The sequence below is a fragment of the Herbaspirillum sp. GW821-FHT09A12 genome, assembly GCF_059418325.1.
Map to the genome: position 1 here is coordinate 1 of NZ_JBWKPR010000009.1, position 18,454 is coordinate 18,454.

Sequence of the window (18,454 nt, forward strand, 5' to 3'; positions counted from 1 at the left end):
TGCGGCTCCTTGCCGTAGCACCGCTACGACGCGTCGCCACGCCTAGGCAGACAACGCTTGCTGGACACTCGCACTCGCAAATTAATTGTTAACAGGCCCTAACACGCTCCAGGAGTGACACCATGAACACCATCAAGAATATCCATGGCAATGTGCTGACGCCCCAGGGCTGGGTCAGCGGCGATATCGTCTTCGACGAACGCATCCGCTCGATCGAAGGCCGGCCGCTGCGGCGCGAACCGCGCCTGATCGACGAAGGCGACTACATCCTGCCGGGCTTCATCGACCTGCATGTGCATGGCGGCGGCGGCCGTGATGTAATGGAAGGCGGCGATGCGGTAGCCGCCATCACCCGCCTGCATGCCCGGCACGGCACCACCAGTCTCTTGGCCACCACCATGACGGCGCCGCTGGATGAGCTGGAAAGCGCGCTCAAGGCAGTCGGCGCGGCCTGCGCGCAACGCGCGGCCGGCCACGCGCGCATCCTCGGCGTGCACCTGGAAGGCCCCTACATCAACCCAGGCAAGCTGGGCGCGCAACCCGACTTCGCCATCGAGGCCTCGCTGGAGCAAGTCGATTACCTCAACAGCCTGGCGCCGTTGAAGCTGATCACCATCGCGCCCGAAGTCGACGGCCACCTGAAGCTGGTCTGCAAGCTGGCCAACCGCGGCCTGAAGGTGCAGATCGGCCACACGCTGGGCAGCTATGACGACGGCGTGGCCGCGCTGGCGCATGGCGCTTCCGGCTTCACCCACCTGTTCAACGCCATGAGCGGCTTCCACCACCGCGAGCCCGGCATGGCCGGCGCGGCGCTGGCGCACGCCAAATATGCCGAGCTGATTCCCGACCTGCTGCACGTGCACCCCGGCGCCATCCGCGCCGCGCTGCGCGCCATCCCGCGCCTGTATTGCGTGACCGATTCCACCGCCGCCGCCGGCATGCCCGACGGCGACTACACGCTGGGCCGCCAGGTGGTGCACAAATGCGCCGGCGGCGTGCGGCTGGCCGACGGCACCCTGGCGGGCAGCATCCTGACCATGGACCAGGCGCTGCGCAACCTGGTTTCGCTGGGGCTGGACGTGTCGGAAGCATCGCTGCGCACCTCGACCTATCCGGCCGACTATCTCGGCCTGGATGACCGCGGCCGCCTCAACGCCGGCTGCCATGCCGACATCGTGGTGCTGGACCGCCAGTTCGCCTTGAAGGCCGTTTATGTGGAAGGAGAAGAGATTGACCTCGCTCATGCCTGATGAGTCCCAAATGCTCAAGGAGGCCCGTTCGGCCGCCGACCATGTGGCCGTGCAAGTCACGCGCGAGCGCGAACGCTACGCCGAACTCGGCCAGCGGCTGCGCGCGGCGCCGCCCTCGGGCATCGTCACCGTGGCGCGCGGCAGTTCCGACCATGCCGCCGGCTATTGCGCCTATCTCACCATGGCGCGGCTGGGGCATATCGTGGCCTCGCTGCCGATGTCGCTGGTGACCTTGAACCGTGCGCCGCTGATGACGCAGAACGCGCTGGCCATCGCCATTTCGCAGTCTGGCCAAAGCCCCGACGTGGTCGAACCGATCCGCTATTTTCGCGCCGGCGGCGCCACCACGCTGGCGCTGGTCAACGATGCCGCCTCACCGCTGGCGGCGGCGGCCGAATGGAGCATTCCCTTGCATGCCGGCGTGGAAACCAGCGTGGCCGCCACCAAGAGCTTCATCGCCAGCCTGGTGGCCGGCGCGCTGCTGGCGGGCCACTGGCAGGACGATGCGGCCTTTCTGCACGGGATCGACAGCCTGCCCGATGCGCTGCGCCTGGCGGCCGGCAGCGACTGGTCGGCCGCCGTCGAGGCGCTGGCCGCCAGCGACCGCATCATGGTGGTGGGCCGCGGCATCGGCTTTCCGCTGGCGCTGGAAGCCGCCCTGAAATGCAAGGAAACCTGCGCCATCCAGGCCGAAGCCTTCAGCGGCGCCGAGATCAAGCACGGGCCGATGGCGCTGATCGACGAGGGGTATCCGCTGCTCATGTTCGCCACCCGCGGGCCGACCCAGGCCGGCATGGTGCAGTTGGCCGACGAGATGCGCCATCGCGGCGCCAAGGTGCTGCTGGCCGCCCCGGCCGATATCGCGCAGCGCGACCTGACGCTGCCGGTGGCAGCCACGCCCGACCTCGATCCGATTGTCGCCATCCAGGCGTTCTATGTGATGGCCGCGCAATTGTCGGCGGCGCGGGGCATGGATGCGGACCAGCCCAGGCATCTGAGCAAGGTGACCAAAACCAGCTAGGGCCCTGGCGGCGATAACCGGCATCGGCCGTTACTGCGCCCTGGCTTTTTTGGCGGCGGCCTTGCGCGCGGCCGGCGCGCCTTGCGACAGGATCGCCGACAGCAGGCCCGGGAACCGGGCTTCGATATCGGCGCGGCGCAGCGTATTCATCAGGGTGGTGCCGGTGCTCTCGGTCAGCACCAGGCCCGCTTCGCGCAGGACCTTGAAATGGTGCGAGACGGTGGATTTCGGGCGGCCGCCGTCGAGCTCGCCGCAGGTCGCACATGCCACGCGCGCCAGGTGACGCACGATGTCCAGGCGGATGGAATCGCTCAAGGCATAAAGCACGCGTTCGAGGACCAGCTCGCTGGCGGCGGGATGTTTGTAGGGGCGCATCTGCAACATGATACACCTTGGGTTATACTGTTTCCATATTTCGAAAATATTCGAACTACCGAATATGACCCCATCTCAAGAGGCCCCAATGTCCGCCCTGTTCCAACCGTTCAAGCTCAAAGACCTTACCCTGCGCAACCGCATCGCGGTGCCGCCGATGTGCCAATACATGGCCGTCGACGGCCGCGCCAACGACTGGCACCTGTCCCACTACGCCAGCATCGCGCGCGGCGGCGCCGGGCTGGTGATCGTCGAAGCCACCGCCGTCTCGCCCGAAGGCCGCATCACGCCGGCTTGCACCGGCATCTGGTCGGACGACCTGGCCCAGGCCTTCGCGCCGGTGGTGCAGGCGATCAAGAAGGCCGGCGCGGTGCCGGGCATCCAGATCGGCCATGCCGGACGCAAGGCCAGCGCCAACCTTCCGTGGGAAGGCGACGACCATATCGCCGAAGGCGACGCCCGCGGCTGGCCGACCATCGGCCCCTCGGCGATTGCTTATGGCAAAGGCCTGCCCAAGGTACCCAAGGCCATGACCATCGACGACATCGCCCGCGTGCGCCAGGACTTCGTCGATGCTGCCATCCGTGCGCGCGACGTCGGTTTCGAATGGCTGGAGCTGCACTTCGCCCATGGCTATCTGGCGCAGAGCTTCTTCTCCGCGCACGCCAACCAGCGCGACGACATCTATGGCGGCAGCGTGGAAAACCGCGCGCGCTTCCTGCTGGAAACCCTGCGCGCGGTACGCCAGGTGTGGCCGGAAAAGCTGCCGCTGACGGTGCGTTTCGGCGTGCTCGAATATGACGGTCGCGACGAACAAACGCTGCTGGAATCGATCGGCCTGGTGCGGGAATTCAAGGCTGCCGGCATGGACATGATCAGCGTCTCCATCGGCTTCACCATTGCAGAAACCAATGTCCCCTGGGGACCGGCCTTCCTCGGCCCGATCGCCGAGCGCGTGCGCCGCGAAGCCGATGTGCCGGTATCCTCGGCCTGGGGCTTCGGCACCCCGGAGATCGCCGAACGCATGGTCAAGGAGCAGCAACTGGATGTGGTGATGGTCGGCCGCGCGCACCTGGTCAATCCGCACTGGCCTTATTTCGCCGCCAAGGAACTGGGCGTGGAGCGCCCCTCGTGGACATTGCCGGCGCCCTACGCGCACTGGCTGGAACGTTACTGATCCGCTCCAGGCTGGCGCGCTTGCGCTGCTGTATCAATAAAACAGCAGCGCAATCAGCGGCACGCTCGACAGCAGCAGGCATCCCAGAAAGGCGGCGAGGAACAACAGTTTTTTCTTTCGGTTCATGGACGGTTTGGCAAGAAGGAAAAGCGCGGATAAAAATGCGCGAGACCGAAGTGTAACCTCCCCGCCGCATGCAGCCCCATTCCCCCAGTCCATCAAGGGTAAAAACTCAGGCCATGCCGTTGCGTCCAAACGCGCGAAAGCCCGGCCGTTGCGTCAGCAATGCATAGTAGGCCGCCACCGCCGGCAAGTCCGGATGCGCCAGCGGCGTGCCGAACCAGCGGTTGACCGACAGGCCGACCGGGATATCCGCCAGCGAAAAGGCATCGCCGGCGACATAGGCGCCGGTCTGCTGCAATTGCCGCTCCAGCACGCGCATGAAACCGCTCCAGCTTTCGATGGCAGCCGCCAGTTGCTGCGCGTCGCCATGCGCCGGCGACTTGCGCACCAGCGCCATGAAGGCGTAGCTCCATGCACGGTTGAGGTCGCTGGCCTGCCAGTCGATCCACTGGTCGATGCGGGCCCGCTCGCGGGGCGCTATCGGATAGAGCACGGCGGCGCCGTATTGGCCGGCCAGGTAGCGCAGGATGGAATTCGACTCCCATAGCACAAAACCGTCGTCATCGATCACCGGCACCATGGCGTTCGGGTTCATGTCGAGAAACGCCGGTTCCCTGGTCGAGCGAAAACCGATGCCCCAATCCTCGCGCTGGCATGCGATGCCCAGCTCGGCACAGGCCCACAATACCTTGCGCACGTTGATGGAATTGTCCCTGCCGTAGATCTTGAGCACATCCGCCTCCCTTTATGTTGACCGTGCAGACATTAGCAGTTGTACGGATCAAGCGACATGTACAGTTGAACAACAGCCGCACGCAACACTGTTACGGACGCGCAAGGTGGCCCGGTGGAAATCCGTGCAACTGTACCTATGCCGCAGGTGACGACGCGCATTACACTCGCTGCTCCACCGCATTCGATCGCCGCCATGTCTTCATCGAATATCGCCAGGCTGCTCCTGCTCGCCGCCATCTGGGGCACCAGCTTCATGCTCATGCGCATCGCCGCGCCGGTATTGGGGCCCATGCTCACCACCTTCGGCCGCACCGCCCTGGCCACGCTGGCGCTGCTGGCTTTCGCGCGCTCGCGCGGCGTGCCGCTGCAATGGCGCCGCAACTGGTTGCCGTACCTGGTCATCGGCATCGCCAATACGGCATTCCCGTTCAGCCTGTTCGCCTGGTCGGCGCTGTACATCCCTTCCTCCTACATGGCCACCATGAATTCGCTGGCGCCGATCTTCACCGCGCTGTTCGGCTTCCTGTTGCTGGGCGAACGGCTGACCTCGGTGCGCATGGCGTCTTTCGTGCTGGGCCTGTTCGGGGTTGGGGTGCTGGTGGGCATCGGGCCGATGCGGGTGGATGCGATGGTGATCCTGGCCGTGCTTGCCGGCATGGGCGCGGCGCTCAGCTATGGCTTCGCCGCCACCTTCACGCGCATGCGCGGCGGCGGCATCTCTCCCATCGCGATCGCGGCCGGCAGCCAGCTCGCCGCCTCGCTATGCCTGTTGCCCCTGGCCCTGCCCGGCCTGCCGCACGCGCTGCAGGCCGGCACCCTGGCATCGCTGCTGGCGGTGCTGGTGCTGGGCGTGGTCTGCACCGGCCTGGCCTATGCCCTGTTCTTCCAGTTGATCTCGACCGAAGGCGCCACCCGCGCGGTCACGGTCACCTTCCTGATCCCGGTGTTCGCCTCGCTGTGGGCCTGGCTGCTGCTGGATGAAGCGGTCACCGTCGGCACCGTGGCCGGCATCGCCACCGTGCTGCTGGCCACGGCCATCGCGCTGCGCGCCAAGCCGGCGCCGCCGCGCGTGCCGGACAAGGCATCGGCCTGAGGCCAATACGCGCCGCTCAAAGAAAAACGCCGCAGACCATCCCGGCCTGCGGCGTTTTCTCATGCCACAACAGCAGCGCTTACCAGCCGTACTTGGCGCAAGCCTTGCGGTAAGCCAGGCCGGCCAGCGCCACGTCTTCCAGGCCGATGCCGATGGCCTTGTAGATCACGATGTCGTCGGCGCGGCGCTGGTAAGGCATGCTGCCGTCCACCGCCTGCGCCAGTTCCAGCACCTTGTTCCAGTCGAAGGTGCCGGGCGCGCATTGCAGCAGGTCGCCGGCTTCCTGTTGCGCCTGCGGCTTCCATTCGACAAACAGCGCGGCGGCGCGCGCGATGGCGGTGTCGTCCAGCTCGCGCACATTGGCCTTGGAGGCGCCGACCGCCGCCACGAAGGCGCCCGGGCGCAGCAGCTTGCCGTCGAACAGCGGCGTGGCCGAACGGGTCACGGTCACCAGCACGTCGGCGGCAGCAGCCGCTTCATCGACCGCTACCACGCGCGCCGGCACGCCCAGTGTGCGGGTGATTTCCTCGGCCAGTTCCTGCTGGCCGGACAGGCCGGCCACCAGCACTTCCTTGAACTTGCGCACCTGCAGCAAGGCCGGCACATGCGAACGCGCCTGCACGCCGGTGCCGATCACCGACAGCACCTGCGCATCGGGACGCGCCAGCGCGTCGCAAGCCACCGCGGTGGCGGCGGCGGTGCGCAGGCCGGTCATGGTGTCGGCTTCGATGGTGGCCAGCGGCGCGCCGGTCTCGCTGGAGAACAGCACGATCACGAACTTGAACTGCCCCTTGATGGTGGTGTAGACCTTGGCGCCGGCGATGCCCGCGCCGGGAATCACCGCGCCCATCATCGACAGCATCACGCCATTGGAAGCGCTGGTGCGCACGCGGCCCTGGTGGGCGCCTTCGCCGGCTGCCGCGAACGCTTCGCGCATGGCGCCGATGGCGTCTTCGGTGGTGAGCAGCTCGCTGATCTGCTGGTTGCTGAGCAATTTCATGGGGACTCCTTCAATCGGGTGAAAATGTTGAAACGGTTCAAATGCAGGCCGGGCATGCGGGATCGTCATCCGCCCGCATGCTCGGCCTTCAGGTAATTCCAGATGCGGTCGATTTCCGGATGAGCGCCGTCCAGGCGGCGATAGACGCGGATATTCATTTCATCGCACCACAGCCCTTGCTCCAGAGCTTCGCTGTCGTTGGGGGCGATCGCCAGCGTCAGCTTGCCTTCGGCCACTTCGCGCGCGACCGCGCTGGCCGGCAGCCAGGCGATGCCGTGGCCTTCCACCGCCATGTTCTTCAAGCCTTCGGCCAGGTCGGTCTCGAACCGGCGGAACAGGTGCACGCGGCGCGGGCTGGTATGCAGCGCCTTCTCGACGATGCGCGAAAGCGACGAATACGGCGAATAACTGAGGAACGGCAAGGGATCGTTGGGCGTGCCCGGCAGTACGTATTTGGGCTTGCCGTTGGGCAGCGTCTTCACATAGGGGCGCAGCGGCTCCTTGCCCAGCGACAGCACGTCATAGCGCTCGGTGTCGAGGGCGATGCCCTGCTGGCGGTGGTCATAGCAGATCAGCAAGTCGCAGTTGCGTTCGACCAAGGCCATCACGGCATCGTGCACGTTGCCGGCCATGACCATGGTGGCGATGGCGCCGACTTTCTTTTCAATCTCCGACAGCAGCTTGGGAAACACCGTCAGCAGCAGCGTGTGCGGCATGGCGAACCTGACCGCCGTCTGCGCGCCGGCCAGCTGGCCGCGCAAGACCAGCCGCGCCTGCATCGACTGGTTCAGCATTTCCCTGGCGATGGGCACGAAGGATTCGCCGGCCGGGGTCAGCGTGCAAGGATAGGAAGAGCGGTCGAACAGCTCGGCGCCCAGCCAGGTCTCGAGCGAGCGGATGCGGCGGCCGAAAGCCGGCTGCGTGACATTGCGCAGCTTGGCCGAGCGGCTGAAATTCAGCGTCTCCACCACCGAGAGGAAGTCCTCAACCCATTTGATTTCCATTGTTTCCCGATCCACCTGGCGCAGACGGTGCGCCGCCCGACGATTCGCCCGGCAGCCACTATACAAATGCAGGCCGCCGGTGTCCCATGCCATTTTGGCATAAGGCGCGCCGGATGCGGGATTGGCATGAAAAAACAAGGCCGGGAAGGCGATCTGCCTGACGCCGACGGCGCTGCCGTCGCGGCCCGCGCACCGCGTCCAAAAAAGCGAAAGCCCGATGCGACATCATTCGCATCGGGCCACTCTTGCCAGAGTACTCAGGAAAGAGGAAGACTCAGGCGCGGCAATTGCCGCCGATATGTTCATCGCGCGTCCTGCGCGAGGCGTCACGACGGTGCCGCACGCGCCGCAGGCGTTGCGAGACCCGGTATACCGCCCGCTGGGTCAGCATCATGCTGAGCGTTCCCATGCTGAACTCGGCGGCGATCAGCAGGCCGACCAGGGCGGCGAACTGCATGTAGATCCTCGGATAGACGGACAAACCGCGTGAGAACAGTTGGTGCAACATGATGGTTTCCTCTTTTCTTGTTTTACCTGCTTTTCAACTACGCAATGACAGTGGGCGGGAAGCGCCGGCATGGTTCAACCGCGCGCCCCGCCCTGCCGGCCATCAGGCGCCGGCGTAAGTCGACGATTGGGCGCTGCCGGCGGTTTGCAGTCCGCGATTGGCAGGGACCGTGGTCACGATCGGGTAGACCGAATCAGCCTGGTTCGCCAGGCCTTGTTCCTGTGCCTTGGCCAGCTCGGCCTTGACGGCGGCGCGGGTGGTGTGCGAAACGAAAGGCTTTTCAACCGGATACGGTGCTTCGGCAAATGCCAGGGAAGAAGCGGACAGGGCCAGTGCGGCGGCGACGATATACTTTGCAGACATGATATTTCTCCTTAGGGTGTTGAGTCGGATATGCGCGATGGCATTCAGCGGTACATGTTTCGGTTATGTGAGATGACATGTGCCTCTCTCTCAGAACCGCATCGTTTCTTGCGTTGCGATGTCGTTCATCGATGACTGCAGTGTAGGGATTCGCATCATGGAGAAAAACGCGGGAAACGAGAATTGAGTGTTCTGCCAAGTGGAATAATCGCCGGCAGCTATCGCCGGGATAGAAATAAAGCTATCGGGAAATTACTCCCCGATGCCGGGCAAAACCAGCGTGGGCAAGCCTTACGGCACAATGGCCGCATTCTTGCGGCAACCCGGCCCGCCCGGCGCCCCATCCTTCGCTTATTTCAAGTTATCGGAAACGGAAATATCTCCCGGCCGCACAAACGCCGCCGGAGGGCGCAAGCCATGGCATGGAAAATGCTCTCCTGACAAGGCCGCGGCAACCCGGTTTCCGGTCATGCACGTTTCGCGGCAGCCATCGTCCATTCCAGGGAGAGCCCATGTCCGTAGTCGAAACCGCGTCGCCGCTACCCGCCTCCACGGCGTTGAATGAACACGATGCCACCTTCCGCCGGGTGGTCTGGCGCATCGTCCCCTGCGTCACGCTGATCTGGTTCCTGGCCTGGATCGACCGCGTCAACGTCGGCTTTGCCAAGTTGACCATGATGAACGACCTGCAATGGTCGGATGCGATCTACGGCGCCGGCGCCGGCATCTTCTTCATCGGCTACTTCCTGTTCGAGGTGCCGAGCAACATGCTGCTGCAAAAGATCGGCGCGCGCAAAACCATCATGCGCATCACCATCGGCTGGGGCATCGTGTGCGTGGCGATGGCATGGGTGCAGACGCCCGGCCAGTTCTACCTGTTGCGCTTCCTGATGGGCGCCTTCGAAGCCGGCCTGCAACCGGGCGTGATCCTTTACCTCACCTACTGGCTGCCGACGCACCGGCGCGGCAAGGCGCTGGGCCTGTTCGTCTCGGCCTCGGCCATCTCGCTGGTGGTGGGCAGCCCGCTGGCGGCCTACATCATGGAAATGAGCCAGGGCGCTTTCGGCATGCAAGGCTGGCAATGGCTGTTCATCGTCGAAGGCATTCCTTCGGTGATCGTCGGCATCGTCGCCTTCTTCATCCTGACCGACCTGCCGTCCAAGGCCAAATGGCTCTCCGCGCGCGAAAAGGAACACATCGCCGCCGAGCTGGCCGACGAAGACCGCAAGCTGGGCCCGCGCGAACACAGCTTTTTCGCCTCGCTCAGGAACGGCAAGATCTGGGTGCTGATCGCCGTGTTCTTCTGCATCATCGCCGGCAACGCGACGCTGGTGTATTACGGCCCCAGCCTGGTCAAGGAGGTCGGCTTCACCGACATCAAGACGCTGGGCTGGATCATGAGCGGCATCTATGCCTGCGGCTGGGGCGGGATGGTGCTCAACGGCTGGCTGTCCGACCGCCGCCAGGAAGCGCGCCTGCACACGGCGGTAGCCGCCGCCATCGGCGCCGCCGGTTTGCTGCTGGCGGCCTATTTCGTCGGCGAAAAAAATGCGGCCGGCCTGATCCTTTCGCTGGCGCTGTCATCGGCCGGCACCATGGGCGCGATACCGATCTTCTGGCAATTGCCGGGGCAATACCTGTCCGGCAGCGCCATCGCCATCGGGCTGGCGGTGATCAATTCAGTGGCCAATCTCTCCGGCTACTTCTCGCCGCAACTGCTGGGCTACCTGAAGACCACCACCGGCCGCTACACCCAGGGCCTGATCGGCATCGCGCTGGTCGAATTGCTGGCGATGGTGCTGATTGTCTGCTTCGTTGGCAAACGCGCAGCGGTGGCGCAAGCTTAGGATCGGAGCTGTTGTTGGGGGTCTGTTGTTTAGGGTCTGTTGTTGGGGTCTGTTAACAGGCCCTAAACAGCCCCTGGGACGAAGGGGATGAGGTTGCGACTACCCTCTCGGCAATCCCCGCTCCCAGCGGCGCCAGCAAAGCCTGCAACTCTTCCTCGCCGAACTTGACCGTTTGCGTATCGTCGCGCCCCAGCACGCCTTCGGCCAGCGCCGACTTGCGCGCCTGCAGTTCCAGCAGCCGCTCCTCGATGCTGCCTGCCACCACCAGCTTGTAGACGAACACTTGCTGCGTCTGCCCCAGGCGGTGCGCGCGGGCGATGGCCTGCTCTTCCACCGCCGGGTTCCACCAGGGGTCGACCAGCACCACCGTATCGGCCGCGGTCAGGTTCAGGCCGACGCCGCCGGCCTTGAGGCTGATCAGGAACAGCGGCGCCAGGCGCGCCTGGAATTGCGCGATCACGGCGCCGCGCGCGGCAGGTTCGGTGTCGCCGGTGAGCGCGAGCCAGGGCAGGCCGAGTTCGCGCAGCTCGGCTTCGATCAGCGCCAGCATCGCCGTGAATTGCGAGAACACCAGGATACGCCGCCCTTCCGCCACCAGCGCCGGCAACATGTCGCGCAGCAGCTCTAGCTTGGCGCGCTCGATGTCTTTGGGCATGCGCCCTCCTTTGAGCAGATAAGGGTCGCAACAGACCTGGCGCAGCTTGAGCAACGCATCCATCACCGTGACGTGCGAACCGGTCAAGCCGCGACGCAGCAGCGCGCGCCTGACCTGTTTGTCGGCGGCGATGCGCACGCTTTCATACAGCTCGCGCTGGCGCCCTTGCAGTTGCAGGCGTTCGATGATTTCGATGCGCGGCGGCAGTTCCTGCAGCACGTCTTCCTTGCGCCGGCGCAGGATGAAGGGACGCACGCGCTGCGCCAGCAAACGTGCGCGCACGGTCTGGCCCTGCTCTTCGATGGGCTTGCGCCACAGGCGCGAGAAGCTGCGCGCATCGCCCAGGAAGCCCGGCATCAGGAAATGGAATTGCGTCCACAACTCGCCCAGATGGTTTTCCAGCGGTGTGCCGGTCATGCAGATGCGGTGGCGCGCGTGCAGCTTGCGCGCGGCGGTGGCGCTGCGCGAAGCAGCGTTCTTCACCGTTTGCGCCTCATCCAGCACCAGCAGGTGGAAGCGCAGGCGGGCCAGTTCGCCCAGGTCGCGCCATAACAAGGGATAGGTGGTCAGCACCAGGTCGGCCGCGCCGTTGCCGATGGCTTCGATATGCCGGGCGCGCCCTTCGCCATGCAGCACCAGTACGCGCAAGGCCGGCGCGATGCGCTGCGCCTCCTGCTGCCAGTTGAACAGCAGCGAGGTCGGCACCACCACCAGCGCCGGCAGGTCGAGCCGGCCGGCTTGCTGTTCGATGAGCATGTGCGCCAGCACCTGGGCGGTCTTGCCCAGCCCCATGTCGTCGGCCAGGATGCCGGCCAGCCCTTGCGCGCGCAAATACTGCAGCCAGGCCACGCCTTGCAGCTGATAGCCGCGCAGTGCGATGCCCAGTCCCTGCGGCGCGTCGATGCTGCCCAGTCTTGGAACCGCGCCGGCCTCGCGCAAACGCCGCGCCAGTTGCAGCACGCCGGCTTCGCCGCTCATGTGCCAGGGCGCGCCGCCGTCCAGATCCAGCAGCGCGGCATGGATGGCGTCCAGCCGATGGACGTCCCAAGGCGTCAGGGTCAATGGCCCCTCTTTGCGCCTGACGTCGCCCAGCAAATCGAGCAGCGCCAGCACTACGGCTTTCAACGGCCCGGCCATGGCGTCGATGCGGCGCCCTCCCGGCGCGCGCAGCGAGATCACCGCGTGGTCGTCCATCTTTTCGACCTGCTGCGCATCGGCCCAGCGCGGGTCGCGCCGCAGCAAATCGGCCACCATCGGGCCGACATCCATGCTCTCGCCATCGACCTCGATGCCGATCGACAGCAACCAGCGCCCGGACGGATCGAGGCCGTCGAACACCTCGCTTGAAAATGCGCGCGGCTGCAAGGGCGCGGCCACTTCCTTGCCCAGCACTTCGCCGGTCTCGCTGCTGACGATGAAACGCCAGGCGGTCACCGGCACGCTCTCATGCGCGAAGCCTGGCTTGACCACCAGTTGCCAGCCGAGCTGCTGCAGGCGCGGCGCCTGGTCGGCCCAGAAGTCGCCGAAGGAAGCTTCCTGCACCAGCGTCCATAACGGGCCGGCATCGTGCAGGGGATTATGCGCGCGCCATTGCAAGGCGTCTTCGCGCAGCGGCAGGAAACCCTGTTCGCGGATCAGTTCGAGCGCCGCCGTTTCAGCCGGCACGTCGCGCACCACATGCGCCGGCGTGTAGCCGGCGCCGCCTTCGTCTTCAAAGCGCACCGGGGCCGGCATGCTCCAGCGTTGTGCGCCTTCGCCATAGATCCAGTCGATCTGCGCCACCGTCACCATGCCGCCGCGCGGGCCGAACAGGCCGTGCGCGCGCATGCCGAGCAGGCCGTCGCCGCGCGTGAGCGTTTGCAGCGTCAGGCGCGGATGGAAACGGATGGGAGAACGGGAAGTGGCGGATTGGGGGCGCATGCGGCCTCGTCAGTAAAACGAGCGCCCATTTTAACGGCTGGCGACGTTTACTTTCCGGCGGCTGCCGGCGGCGTAATGCAGAAGTCGAACATGGCGAAAGGCGTCCGGCCCTCGCCGGTAGCCCAAACCCAGACGGCCCAGCACAACAAGCCGCACACCAGCAACAGGGCCAGCACGATGTGCAGTCCTGAGGCCTTGCGCATGAATGTTTCGACGCGATCGAAAAGTGCGGTCATGGGGAAGATGGGGAATTGCCGGTTCGATGGAGAACCGCCATTCTATAAAATCCCGCCCATGCCCGGCAATGGGACAAATTGCCGCAGTGGCGCAAAAGCAATAGATCGGGGCCTGGCTTCAAATAATTTCGCATTTACAACTGCGGAATTCTTCCTTCCCGTGCGCCCCGCCGTTGCCTACCCTGTTGCCTTTTGGATGATAAAAGGGGATCGGGCATGAACGGCGGACAACACAATCTCAAGCGGCGCCTGCTGCTGCAAGGCCTGGCGGCCGGCGCGCTGGCCGGCGGCGCGCCGCTGGTGCGGGCCGCGCAGGACAAGGTCTTGCGCATCGGTTACCAGAAGTTCAACACGCTCAATATACTCAAGGGCACCGGCCAGCTGGAGCAGGCGCTGCAGCCGCGCGGCTGGTCGGTGAAATGGTTCGAGTTCGCGGCCGGCCCGCAACTGACCGAAGCGCTCAATGCCAACGCCATCGATTTCGGCCACGCCGCCGATACGCCATCGGTGTTCGCCAACGCCTCGGGCGTGAACGCGGTCTACCTCGGCGCCGAGCAACCGTATCCCAAGGGCATCGCCATCTTCGTGGCCCAGGATTCGCCGATCCGCACCGTCAAGGACCTCAAGGGCAAGAAGGTCGCCACCGGGCGCGGCTGGAACGTACAGTTCCTGCTGCTCAAGGCGCTGGAAGAAGTGGGCCTGACCTACAACGACATCGAACCGGTCTACGTCACCAACGCCGCCGATGTGCGCGCGGCGTTCCAGTCCGGCAACGTCGATGCCGCCACGCTGTGGGACCCCTTCCTGGCCGGCCAGGAGATCACGACCCGTCCGCGCATCCTGCGCGACGGCAGCGGGCTGTCCAACAACCGCACCTTCCATCTGGCCGTGCCGAAGTTCGTCGACCAGAACAAGGACATCGTGCGCACGCTGTTCGCCGAACTGAAGAAGGCCAACAACTGGACCCAGTCGCATCCGCAGGAAACCGCCGACCTGCTGGCGCCGCAACTGGGCGTGGATCCCAAGGTGCTGAAGCTGGCCACCGAGCGCCGCAACTACACCACGGTGGCGGTCGACGCCGGCATCGTCGCCGAACAGCAGCAGATCGCCGACGCCTTCCTCAAGCTGGGCCTGCTGAAAAGCGCGGTGCGGGTGCAGGACAAGGTCTACCCCGAGGTACTGGTCTAATGCACCTGGCCGCCTTCCTGATCGCCGGCAATGCCGCCCACAGCCAGGCGCTGTGGCGGCATCCACAAAGCAGCCCCGGCGGCTTCCTGCAGCTGGACTATTACCGCCACATCGCGCAGACGCTGGAGCGCGCCAATTTCGACCTGCTGTTCTTCGCCGACCGGCTGGCGGTCTCGACCCGCTACGGCGAGAGCCACCGCCACGGCATCGCCACCGGCGACCAGGACGCCACGCGGCTGGACCCGTTGCCTATCCTCGGCGCGCTGGCCGCGGTCACTGAACGCATCGGCCTGGGCGCCACGCGCTCCACCACCTATTCGCAGCCCTACAGCCTGGCGCGTGAGTTCGCCACGCTGGACCACCTTTCCGGCGGGCGCGCCGCCTGGAACGTGGTGACCTCGGTCAACCAGGGCGAGGCCGACAACTTCGGCCTGAAGGAAACGCTGCCGCACGACGTGCGCTACGACCGCGCCGACGAATTCCTCGACGTCGCCCACAAGCTGTGGCGCAGCTGGCAGCCGGACGCCTTGCAGCTGGGCGCCGACGGCCGCTATGCCGACGCCGGCAAGGTCGAGGCCATCGACCACGCCGGCACGCATTTCAATGTGCGCGGCCCGCTCAACATCCCGGCCTCGCCGCAGCGCAGCCCGGTGATCATCCAGGCCGGTTCATCCGACCGTGGCCAGGACTTCGCCGCGCGCTGGGCCGAAGTGGTGTTCAACATCCAGCCCGACCTGGCGCGCATGCAACGCTTTTACGACGACCTCAAGGGCCGCGCCGACAAGTTCGGCCGCCGCCCGCAAGACATCAAGATCCTGTCCGCCGTCATGCCCTTCGTCGGCCAGTCGCGCGCGCATGCCGAGCAGTTGCGTGAAGAAGCCAACGCCCTGGCCGACCCGCTGGTGGGGCTGTCGACCTTGTCCAGCCACATGAACGTGGACTTCTCCGCCTACCCGCTGGATGCGCCCATCGGCGATGTGCAGGTGGGCGGCATCCAGGGCCTGTTCAAGCTGTTGAAAGAAATCTCGGCCGAGCGCCAGCTCACCCTGGCCGATGCCGGCCGCCTCTACGCGCAAGGCGTGCTGACGCCGCAAGTGGCCGGCACCGCGACCGATATCGCCGACTGGCTGGAGCATATCGTCGAACAAAAAGGCGCCGACGGCTTCGTCATCTCGCCCTCGCATCTGCCTTACGGCTTCGACGACTTCGCGGCCAAGGTGGTGCCGGAATTGCAGCGGCGGGGATTGTTCCGCAAGGAATATCGCGGCAGGCATTTGCGCGACCATCTGGCGCAATGAAGGCAGGCACGCGGCGGGGGCCCACCACAATGCCACCTGGTCCAACCTCGGCGCGTATGACGTGCGCACGACCGTCAAGGCAGTGCAGGACATTGCATTCTGAAGTCTCAGAAACGCTGCGCGCTGAACGGCGCCAGGTCGATCTCCGGTTCCTGCCCCGCCAGCAGCTGGGCGGCGATGCGCCCGGTGCGCGCCGAACACCCCAGGCCGATATGGCCGTGGCCGTAGGCATGGACGATGTCGCGGCTGGCGCTGGCATAGCCGATGCAGGGCATGCCGTCGGAGGTGCTGGGGCGGCGGCCCAGCCAGAATTTCACATCCGCTGCCGGCAGCTCGCGCGGCAATCCCGGGAACAGTTTCAATGCGATGTCGCGCATGATCTCGCCGCGCCGCCAATCGGGTGCGGCCTCGAACGAGGCGAACTCGACCTGGCCGGCAATGCGCAAGCCGCCATCCATCTGGGTGGCGATGACCTTAAATTCGGACACCATCATCGGCGTGCGCGCAGTGGCTTGCTGCGCATGGCCGGCGATGCTGGCGTGGTAGCCGCGTTCGCTCTCCAGCTGCACGCGGTCGCCGGCAGCGGCGGCCAGTTGCCTGGAACGCGCGCCGGCTGAAATCACGGCGGCGTCGCAGGCAAGTTCGCCATCCCCGGTCAGCACCGCCTTCAAGCGCCCCTCTTCGATACGGAAACCGGTGGCGCGCCCCTGCACCCGGCGCGCGCCCCGTGCGCACGCATAGGCTTCCAGCGCCTGCATGTAAGCGCCGGGGTTCCGGCAATGGCCGGCCTCATCCACATGCACGGCAAACCCGAACGCCGGATCGAGATCCGGTTCGCGCCGGCGCAGCGCCTCGCCTTCCAGTTCGGTCCATCGGATGCCAAGTTCATGGCGCACGCCCCAACCGAAGGCATCGGCCTCAAAGTGCCGGCGCGAACGGTAGACATGCAGCACGCCCGAAGAGGTATCGATCAGATGGCCGACGCCGGCACGCTGCGCCACCTCCTGGTGCAGCCGCCGCGCATCGACCGCCAGCGAACGCAAGGCGCGGGCCGTGGCGCGGATGCGCTCGCGCCGCGCACTGGCCAGATTGCGCAGCAGCCACGGCATCAGCCGCGGCAGATAACGCCAGCGGATCGACAGCGGCCCCAGCGGATCGGCCAGATAGCCCGGCACCTTTTTCCACATCCCCGGCTCCACCGGCGGAATCACCGAATGCGACGACAGCCAGCCGGCGTTGCCGTAGCTCGAGGCCTCTTCGCTGCCGGCTTCGTTGAAGTCCAGCAAGGTCACCTGCAGCCCCTGGTCGAGCGCATGGATGGCGCTCATCAGGCCGATGGCGCCGGCGCCGATGATGACGGCGTGGCGGGGGAAAGGGAATTCGTCGGAAGCAGGCATGGGCGGCAAAGGTTGGCTCGGGAAAAGAGGAATGATATGTGAAGTTGGCGGCGTATGCGGCATGGATGTGCTTGCGCGTAGCGCGCGTTTGCGCCGGCCCCGGACAGGCATACTATAAGGGCTGTTTACGAACCGTGGATCACGGCCGTCCCGCGGTATAAGCCCGACAGCAAGCGCACACACGGATCGCTTGCCATTTTCTTCAAGGAGGAAACACCCATGAACACCCTCAACACCGTCCGCCTGCACCGCGTCCTGCGCGCCAAGCCCGAGCGCGTCTATCGCGCCTTCCTCGATCCCGATGCGATGGTGAAATGGCTGCCGCCGCATGGTTTTACCGCCAAGGTGCATCACATGGATGCGCGCGTGGGCGGCTCGCACAAGATGTCGTTCACCAATTTCAGCACCGGCAGCTCGCACTCCTTCGGCGGCACCTATGTCGAGCTGGCGCCCAATGAGCGCATCGTCTACACCGACAAGTTCGACGATCCCAACCTGCCCGGCGAAATGAAGGTGACGGTAACGATCCGGCCGGTGCTGACCGGCAGTGAACTCAACGTCGTGCAGGAAGGCATCCCGCCGATGATCCCGCTAGAGTTCTGTTATGCCGGATGGCAGGAATCGCTGCAGCTGCTGGCGCAACTGGTGGATCCGGAGATTCCCGACGGCGCCTGACGCCGGCCGATGCCTGGCGGCAACGGCAAGTGGATCCCTCGGTCAAGCGCCCGCGGGCGCCATGCCGAGCAGATCCACATAAGCCGAGTCAATCAGTTGCGCAGCTTCAATGCCGAGCTTTTGCATGATGTCTTCCGCTTCGCGGATGCCGTCCTCGATGGCATCGCCTTCCGATAACACCACTTCAAGTTCGACGAATTCCCCCAGCCCCTGCACCCGGTCCAGGTGGATACGGGTTCGTCCTGCATGGAACAGGGTGCGCTGCTTGATGACCCGGCCAGATTCGCCGTAAGCCAATGACAGGGCCTCGCGCAGGGCGGCCGGCTCGGCGGTGGCAGTGCGGACGAAAAAGGATTCCTTGGGGCCGGCCTGATTGGCGCGGCGATAAAAAATCAATTCGCCCTGATCGGTGGAAAACTGGCGGAGTTTCAATCGCCCGGCATCGCAGCGGAAAAAGGTGTCGTCCTGCGCAATTTCAATGGGGCCCTGGTCGGCAATGCCCACCACCTTGTGCAGGATGGCTTGAATGCCCGGTATGCGGGCTTTGATTTCTACGTTACGGGACATCGGCAACAGCATCCGGAGGGGA

Annotated in this window: 18 protein-coding genes; 8 read left to right on the plus strand and 10 right to left on the minus strand. The window is 65.4% G+C overall.

The window, feature by feature from the left end:
• The first annotated feature begins 122 nt into the window (after positions 1-122).
• On the plus strand, positions 123-1,250 hold the full coding sequence (nagA, locus tag AC07N6_RS17335) for an N-acetylglucosamine-6-phosphate deacetylase (RefSeq protein WP_494781444.1): 1,128 nt from the start codon (positions 123-125) through the stop codon (positions 1,248-1,250).
• Positions 1,251-1,260: 10 nt separating this feature from the next.
• Positions 1,261-2,271, plus strand: coding sequence for an SIS domain-containing protein (locus AC07N6_RS17340; protein WP_494781443.1), 1,011 nt, complete (start codon positions 1,261-1,263; stop codon positions 2,269-2,271).
• 30 nt (positions 2,272-2,301) lie between these two features.
• Here the strand turns inward: AC07N6_RS17340 and AC07N6_RS17345 are convergent, their stop codons facing one another.
• Positions 2,302-2,646 carry an ArsR/SmtB family transcription factor gene (locus tag AC07N6_RS17345; RefSeq protein WP_494781720.1) on the minus strand — a complete coding sequence of 115 codons (345 nt, stop codon included), beginning with the start codon at positions 2,644-2,646 and terminating at the stop codon, positions 2,302-2,304.
• 88 nt (positions 2,647-2,734) lie between these two features.
• Here AC07N6_RS17345 and AC07N6_RS17350 point away from each other — a divergent pair, with 88 nt between their 5' ends.
• Positions 2,735-3,823, plus strand: a complete 1,089-nt coding sequence (locus tag AC07N6_RS17350) for an NADH:flavin oxidoreductase/NADH oxidase (protein WP_494781442.1) — start codon at positions 2,735-2,737, stop codon at positions 3,821-3,823.
• A gap of 232 nt (positions 3,824-4,055) precedes the next feature.
• Here the strand turns inward: AC07N6_RS17350 and AC07N6_RS17355 are convergent, their stop codons facing one another.
• On the minus strand, positions 4,056-4,679 hold the full coding sequence (locus AC07N6_RS17355; RefSeq protein WP_494781441.1) for a glutathione S-transferase family protein: 624 nt from the start codon (positions 4,677-4,679) through the stop codon (positions 4,056-4,058).
• 195 nt (positions 4,680-4,874) lie between these two features.
• Between AC07N6_RS17355 and AC07N6_RS17360 the strand changes: the two genes are divergently transcribed.
• A complete protein-coding gene (locus AC07N6_RS17360) occupies positions 4,875-5,774 on the plus strand; it encodes a DMT family transporter (RefSeq protein ID WP_494781440.1) in 900 nt (299 codons plus the stop codon).
• Between the two features lie 79 nt (positions 5,775-5,853).
• Here AC07N6_RS17360 and AC07N6_RS17365 read toward each other — a convergent pair whose 3' ends face one another.
• The 4 genes from AC07N6_RS17365 to AC07N6_RS17380 form a co-directional block, all read right to left on the minus strand.
• Positions 5,854-6,774, minus strand: coding sequence for an ornithine cyclodeaminase family protein (locus tag AC07N6_RS17365; protein WP_494781439.1), 921 nt, complete (start codon positions 6,772-6,774; stop codon positions 5,854-5,856).
• 65 nt (positions 6,775-6,839) lie between these two features.
• The gene (locus AC07N6_RS17370; protein ID WP_494781438.1) at positions 6,840-7,778 is read right to left on the minus strand and encodes a LysR family transcriptional regulator; all 939 of its coding nucleotides are present in this window, start codon (positions 7,776-7,778) and stop codon (positions 6,840-6,842) included.
• Between the two features lie 274 nt (positions 7,779-8,052).
• Positions 8,053-8,286, minus strand: a complete 234-nt coding sequence (locus AC07N6_RS17375; protein WP_494781437.1) for a hypothetical protein — start codon at positions 8,284-8,286, stop codon at positions 8,053-8,055.
• A gap of 102 nt (positions 8,287-8,388) precedes the next feature.
• Complete coding sequence (locus AC07N6_RS17380; protein ID WP_494781436.1) at positions 8,389-8,649, minus strand: DUF4148 domain-containing protein; 261 nt, start codon at positions 8,647-8,649, stop codon at positions 8,389-8,391.
• 512 nt (positions 8,650-9,161) lie between these two features.
• Between AC07N6_RS17380 and AC07N6_RS17385 the strand changes: the two genes are divergently transcribed.
• Positions 9,162-10,496 (plus strand): MFS transporter, encoded by a 1,335-nt coding sequence (locus AC07N6_RS17385; protein WP_494781435.1) that lies wholly within the window; start codon positions 9,162-9,164, stop codon positions 10,494-10,496.
• 52 nt (positions 10,497-10,548) lie between these two features.
• On the opposite strand, the gene AC07N6_RS17390 is transcribed toward AC07N6_RS17385, so the two are convergent.
• Both AC07N6_RS17390 and AC07N6_RS17395 read right to left on the minus strand, forming a co-directional pair.
• The gene (locus AC07N6_RS17390) at positions 10,549-13,071 is read right to left on the minus strand and encodes a DEAD/DEAH box helicase (protein ID WP_494781434.1); all 2,523 of its coding nucleotides are present in this window, start codon (positions 13,069-13,071) and stop codon (positions 10,549-10,551) included.
• A gap of 47 nt (positions 13,072-13,118) precedes the next feature.
• On the minus strand, positions 13,119-13,307 hold the full coding sequence (locus tag AC07N6_RS17395; protein ID WP_494781433.1) for a metallothio multi-domain protein: 189 nt from the start codon (positions 13,305-13,307) through the stop codon (positions 13,119-13,121).
• 216 nt (positions 13,308-13,523) lie between these two features.
• Here AC07N6_RS17395 and AC07N6_RS17400 point away from each other — a divergent pair, with 216 nt between their 5' ends.
• Complete coding sequence (locus tag AC07N6_RS17400; protein ID WP_494781432.1) at positions 13,524-14,495, plus strand: sulfonate ABC transporter substrate-binding protein; 972 nt, start codon at positions 13,524-13,526, stop codon at positions 14,493-14,495.
• A complete protein-coding gene (locus AC07N6_RS17405; RefSeq protein WP_494781431.1) occupies positions 14,495-15,793 on the plus strand; it encodes an LLM class flavin-dependent oxidoreductase in 1,299 nt (432 codons plus the stop codon). Before AC07N6_RS17400 ends, AC07N6_RS17405 begins: the two co-directional genes overlap by 1 nt.
• A gap of 107 nt (positions 15,794-15,900) precedes the next feature.
• Here the strand turns inward: AC07N6_RS17405 and AC07N6_RS17410 are convergent, their stop codons facing one another.
• Entirely contained in the window at positions 15,901-17,190 is a 1,290-nt protein-coding gene (locus tag AC07N6_RS17410; protein ID WP_494781430.1) for an NAD(P)/FAD-dependent oxidoreductase, read from the minus strand.
• Positions 17,191-17,409: 219 nt separating this feature from the next.
• Between AC07N6_RS17410 and AC07N6_RS17415 the strand changes: the two genes are divergently transcribed.
• The gene (locus AC07N6_RS17415; protein ID WP_494781429.1) at positions 17,410-17,865 is read left to right on the plus strand and encodes an SRPBCC family protein; all 456 of its coding nucleotides are present in this window, start codon (positions 17,410-17,412) and stop codon (positions 17,863-17,865) included.
• Positions 17,866-17,907: 42 nt separating this feature from the next.
• On the opposite strand, the gene AC07N6_RS17420 is transcribed toward AC07N6_RS17415, so the two are convergent.
• Positions 17,908-18,432: a class IV adenylate cyclase gene (locus AC07N6_RS17420; protein WP_494781428.1), complete on the minus strand. Its 525-nt coding sequence runs from the start codon at positions 18,430-18,432 to the stop codon at positions 17,908-17,910.
• Positions 18,433-18,454: the final 22 nt, after the last annotated feature.

What these genes read in the sequence shown, in the direction of transcription:
- nagA (WP_494781444.1), top strand. Translation starts at nt 123, where the DNA reads ATGAACACCATCAAGAATATCCATGGCAATGTGCTGACGCCCCAGGGC.
- AC07N6_RS17340 (WP_494781443.1), top strand. Translation starts at nt 1,261, where the DNA reads ATGCTCAAGGAGGCCCGTTCGGCCGCCGACCATGTGGCCGTGCAAGTC.
- AC07N6_RS17345 (WP_494781720.1), bottom strand. Translation starts at nt 2,646, where the DNA reads ATGCGCCCCTACAAACATCCCGCCGCCAGCGAGCTGGTCCTCGAACGC.
- AC07N6_RS17350 (WP_494781442.1), top strand. Translation starts at nt 2,735, where the DNA reads ATGTCCGCCCTGTTCCAACCGTTCAAGCTCAAAGACCTTACCCTGCGC.
- AC07N6_RS17360 (WP_494781440.1), top strand. Translation starts at nt 4,875, where the DNA reads ATGTCTTCATCGAATATCGCCAGGCTGCTCCTGCTCGCCGCCATCTGG.
- AC07N6_RS17365 (WP_494781439.1), bottom strand. Translation starts at nt 6,774, where the DNA reads ATGAAATTGCTCAGCAACCAGCAGATCAGCGAGCTGCTCACCACCGAA.
- AC07N6_RS17370 (WP_494781438.1), bottom strand. Translation starts at nt 7,778, where the DNA reads ATGGAAATCAAATGGGTTGAGGACTTCCTCTCGGTGGTGGAGACGCTG.
- AC07N6_RS17375 (WP_494781437.1), bottom strand. Translation starts at nt 8,286, where the DNA reads ATGTTGCACCAACTGTTCTCACGCGGTTTGTCCGTCTATCCGAGGATC.
- AC07N6_RS17380 (WP_494781436.1), bottom strand. Translation starts at nt 8,649, where the DNA reads ATGTCTGCAAAGTATATCGTCGCCGCCGCACTGGCCCTGTCCGCTTCT.
- AC07N6_RS17385 (WP_494781435.1), top strand. Translation starts at nt 9,162, where the DNA reads ATGTCCGTAGTCGAAACCGCGTCGCCGCTACCCGCCTCCACGGCGTTG.
- AC07N6_RS17390 (WP_494781434.1), bottom strand. Translation starts at nt 13,071, where the DNA reads ATGCGCCCCCAATCCGCCACTTCCCGTTCTCCCATCCGTTTCCATCCG.
- AC07N6_RS17395 (WP_494781433.1), bottom strand. Translation starts at nt 13,307, where the DNA reads ATGACCGCACTTTTCGATCGCGTCGAAACATTCATGCGCAAGGCCTCA.
- AC07N6_RS17400 (WP_494781432.1), top strand. Translation starts at nt 13,524, where the DNA reads ATGAACGGCGGACAACACAATCTCAAGCGGCGCCTGCTGCTGCAAGGC.
- AC07N6_RS17405 (WP_494781431.1), top strand. Translation starts at nt 14,495, where the DNA reads ATGCACCTGGCCGCCTTCCTGATCGCCGGCAATGCCGCCCACAGCCAG.
- AC07N6_RS17410 (WP_494781430.1), bottom strand. Translation starts at nt 17,190, where the DNA reads ATGCCTGCTTCCGACGAATTCCCTTTCCCCCGCCACGCCGTCATCATC.
- AC07N6_RS17415 (WP_494781429.1), top strand. Translation starts at nt 17,410, where the DNA reads ATGAACACCCTCAACACCGTCCGCCTGCACCGCGTCCTGCGCGCCAAG.
- AC07N6_RS17420 (WP_494781428.1), bottom strand. Translation starts at nt 18,432, where the DNA reads ATGTCCCGTAACGTAGAAATCAAAGCCCGCATACCGGGCATTCAAGCC.